Source organism: uncultured Ruthenibacterium sp., from assembly GCF_963558415.1.
Taxonomy (GTDB): Bacteria; Bacillota; Clostridia; order Oscillospirales; family Ruminococcaceae; genus Ruthenibacterium.
In genome coordinates, this window is the sequence record NZ_CAUWGY010000128.1 from 1 (window position 1) to 4,115 (window position 4,115).

The following is a 4,115-nucleotide window of genomic DNA, read 5'->3' on the forward strand; positions in this document are numbered from 1 at the left end:
CGGCAAAATCGACTGACCTTTCTTTTTTACCCAACAATATCTTTAATTAAGGGAGACGGGTCTGTGTGCTCCGGATATAGCATTGCTTGAGCCTTTGGCGGGGGCTCTGGAAGTTACAATTGCGGAATTGATTTCGGGAGAGCGTGCAAGCAGCGAGGAGTATACAAGTGTTGTTGATTCGGCGGTAAAAAACGTCATTGAGTATTCCGAAAGTCAGATTGCACAAAAAGTAAAGAGCTTCATCAAAAAAGCAATTGTGTGCATGACCTGTGTCTGCTTGCTGCTCCTTCTTTTGCTTCCTACACTGAATGGATTGATTAGGGGAGATGGCTTTGCCTGGCAATGTATTCCTGCGTATCTGTGTGCGCAAAAGGCCGCAAAAGCAATAGAGACGGGCGATGAACAGGCAATTCAAAGCTATATCGGAAATTCCGAAGGCATGTTTTCGTCGTTGTCAGAGTTAAATGAACAGGGAATCACTATTCGAAAGGCCGAAGCAAAATTTTGGCGCACTCGGCTGGATGATATGTTCCTTCTGTTAGAGGTCGATTTTATTGTTATTTACCAAGATATCAAATATCAATTCACTTGTAGTGGGACATACAGAAATGGAAAAGTGGAATTTATGAACATAGTGAATCCCGGTTGGGGACAAGAATATCCCGAATGGATTTTACAATTAAACGATGCGCTATCTACATACGACCCGGGGTAAAATGTGTTGCAATGAAAAAAGCGATGGACGCCTCTTTTAGACCGCGCCCATCGCTTTTTTTTGCGGAGAACAGGTGCCGCAAAAAATTCCACTCAGAATTAAAAGCATTCCAACTGCCTGTAAAATGCTGAATCGTTCGTTGAGAAAAATTACTCCGATCAAAACGGAAGTAATTGGTTCAAAAGTCGAGAAAATTCCGGCTGCAAAGGAGCTGGTGCCACGCAACCCCACTTGGAACATAGCGTTTCCAACCATACGCTGAAATATGCCCAAAAAGATAAGCAAAATCCATATGGAAATAGAGTTGAACCATACAAAAGTCCCACTTAAGCAACAGGCGATGCCTGCACACAATACATTTGCAAGAGCCATATAGAAATTGAGGGTTCCGGCAGGAAGTTTCGACAAGTCAGCTTTGTCCATATAAACCATGTAGAAAGCCCACGCACCACCGGACGCTACTGCCAGAAGAATGCCGATGAGACTTTGACCAGATAGACTGTTGCAACTCAAAAGGGCAATTCCACCGATGGAAAGGATGAGCGCGGCGATTTGGAAAAGGTTCATTTTTTCTTTGAAAAACAACCGCAGATATGCTGCAATCACAGCAGGATAAACATAATGCAGAGTAGTGGCCATTCCGACGGGAATGTAAGCATACGAAGAGTAGAGAAACAGAGAAGTAAATGCTGTGCCCAAAGCCAGAAGTGAAAGTTTGCGAAGCGTTTTAAAGGGAACAAGAATGGAGGCTCCCGTGCAGCGCGCAAACACATATAAAGCTGGTAGAGCAAAGAGGCAGGTATAGAACGTTACGGAAAAGCCATCCCCGCCGTAGGCGTACGTCATTTTCATCAGTGATGGACATATGCCATAAATCATCGCACTGCCGATAACCAAAAAAGCTGATTTTTTGTTTGTCAAGTTAGTTCTCCTTTAATTAGTAGTCTCTTGAGAGGAACGTTCTTCACAGCGGCGCAACCAAGATGGAAAGACCAGTCCAATAAGAATGAGAGAGGTAATCCAAGCGACGACTGTAGGATAATATAGACCTGCACGTCCCAGCCACAAAGGAAGGTACGTGGTGACCAAAATGCGCGCCGCGAGCTGGATGATTGCGGCAACCAAGGGGATAACGGCATTTCCAAGGGCCTGAAGGGACTGGCGCAATACATACATGGGATACATGACCCATAGACCAGTACTCATAACAACGAGCAATCCCCAAGATGTTTCAATGGCCTCAGCCGTAACAAACAGAGATAAAAGTGCTTTGCCAGCGAGAAGCATAGAACCAAAGAGGATTCCAGCGATAACCAAAGAAATGCCGACCGAGACCCGAACGCCACGGCGTACACGGTTAAATTCTTTGGCGCCGTAGTTTTGGCTGACAAATGTGGCCGTGGATTGCGCAAGTGCAATGGCGGCTGTTTCCAGCAGACCGAACACTTTTACAGTCGCACTCATTCCGGCCGCAAATACGGATCCGTAAGAGTTGATAGCGGTCTGAACAAAGAATCCGCCGGCCGCAATCACAAAACTTTGAAGCAGCATGGGAACGCTCAATGAGAAGTATTCCTTTAGAACATCCCAGCGCGGTGCAAGATGACGGCGGGAGATATGTAATTGTTTGTAAGTGCGCAAACGAAGCATACACACAATGGCGGATGCAGCTTGTGCAATGACGGTGGCAAGTGCAGCACCAGGGGCACCCCACTCCAAACCAGCGACAAACCAGATATCTAAAACAATATTAACGCACGTGGCAGCGATGATTGCGTAAAGGGGGGTCTGGCTGTCTCCAAGCGCACGCAGAAAAGCCGCATATATATTGTAGGCGAACAAAACAATAATGCCGCCATAAGTAATGCGAAGATATAAAACGGCTTGATCCAAAATTTCGGCGGGTGTGTTTTGCCAGATAAGTAGCGGCTTAGCGGCCAGTTGGGCTGCAATCATGAGAAATGCGCACAGCGCTCCGGCAGAGGTATATACGTTTCCGGTGGCGACGCGAAGCTGCTCGCCGTCGCCGGCACCGAATCGCTTGGCAAGAAGAATCGAGCTGGCCTGAGAAAAGTTTGTAAGTATGCTCACCGACAACCAGGTGGGCCAAGAACAAGTTCCCAGAACAGCCAGTCCGGTTACGCCGCCAAAACGTCCCAAAATAATTGTGTCTACCATAGAGTAAAGCTGCTGCAAAGTATTGGCAAGAATCAGCGGCAATCCAAAGCGGAGGATCAGAGAAGCCGACGCTCCAGAAGTCATATTGGTGATATAATTTCGTGTTTTTGTGCGCTGTAGATATTTCATGTTTTTCTCCTGATTACCCCTTTAATATCTCCATGATAGCGTTCAGATAAACCAGACTTTTACGTGCCGCAGTATGTGTGTCTGGCCACATTTTTTCTTCAAGAGCCAAAGCGCCCTGATAACCGATGTCCGCAAGAGCCTGAAGTGTTTGACGAAAATCATAGTGGCCGTGTCCAGGATACCAGCGGTCATTATCGGCAAGGTGTACATGACAAATACGTCCTTTGGCGGATCGGATGGCAGCGCCTATATCCGTTTCGCCAATATTCATAGATGTGGTGTCGATGTGAAGTCGCGTGTGGTGCAACCCCTCTATTTGATCGAGATAGTCCAGCCCCTCTTGAATGTTATGAAGAAAATCACACTCATAAAAGTTCATAATTTCAAGACCCAGTTCAACACCATATTGTTCTGCCTGTTCATCCAATTCGCGCAAAGCATCGCTGAGTCTTTGTTTCTGGACAGATAAAGGTGCTCCACAATCGCTGTTTCGCCCAGCAATCAATCCGATGATCAGCACTCCGTGAAAGGGTGCCAACGTTTTCATGTGCTCGGTAAGATGCAAAATAGTAGCACGTCGCACAGATGGATCCCGATCAACCAAGTTATAACCGCGTGCTCCGTATGCCGAACCAGTCCCGATGGAGGTCAGATGCAATTTGTTTTTGTCTAAAAGACTCCAAAGTGTCTCCCGGTCCGTTTCACGGGAATCCAAAATGTGCAACTCAACGCCTCGAAATCCATCTTGTGCCATTTGTGGAAGGATTTCTTCATAGGGCCCGCGATATAAAATCGGGCTTTCGGGAGTCGCAGAGAGTGCGCCAGTAGCAGCAATGAGCATGGGTTTTCACATCCTTCTGAAAAAATAGTAACTTGAGGCCCCGACCAATGGATTGGCCGGGGCCTTGCGCTGTACGATGTATCAGAGAGTAAATGCGTTATTCGTAGATAGAAGCGTCATCGCCTTCGGCCAAGGTCACGCAGAAGTCTTTTTCACGAGTATAGTGTTCATACCATACATAGAAGACTTCTTTTCCGGGCTCAGCGACCAGAGCGTGATCATAACCTGCAGGGACGTAGCTCCATTCTCCGG

The 4,115-nt window shown here is 46.9% G+C and carries 4 protein-coding genes; 1 reads left to right on the top strand and 3 read right to left on the bottom strand.

Translation table 11 applies throughout. The features are described 5' to 3' along the window. Positions 1 to 82 precede the first annotated feature (82 nt). A complete protein-coding gene (locus AB5H98_RS12855) occupies positions 83 to 715 on the top strand; it encodes a hypothetical protein (RefSeq protein ID WP_367926287.1) in 633 nt (210 codons plus the stop codon). Between the two features lie 36 nt (positions 716 to 751). On the opposite strand, the gene AB5H98_RS12860 is transcribed toward AB5H98_RS12855, so the two are convergent. The 3 genes from AB5H98_RS12860 to AB5H98_RS12870 are packed head-to-tail and all read right to left on the bottom strand — an operon-like array spanning position 752 to position 3,863. Next, positions 752 to 1,636, bottom strand: a complete 885-nt coding sequence (locus tag AB5H98_RS12860) for a DMT family transporter (RefSeq protein WP_367926288.1) — start codon at positions 1,634 to 1,636, stop codon at positions 752 to 754. Between the two features lie 12 nt (positions 1,637 to 1,648). Then, positions 1,649 to 3,022 carry an MATE family efflux transporter gene (locus AB5H98_RS12865; protein WP_367926289.1) on the bottom strand — a complete coding sequence of 458 codons (1,374 nt, stop codon included), beginning with the start codon at positions 3,020 to 3,022 and terminating at the stop codon, positions 1,649 to 1,651. Between the two features lie 13 nt (positions 3,023 to 3,035). Beyond that, entirely contained in the window at positions 3,036 to 3,863 is an 828-nt protein-coding gene (locus tag AB5H98_RS12870) for a TIM barrel protein (protein ID WP_367926290.1), read from the bottom strand. Between the last annotated feature and the right edge of the window lie 252 nt (positions 3,864 to 4,115).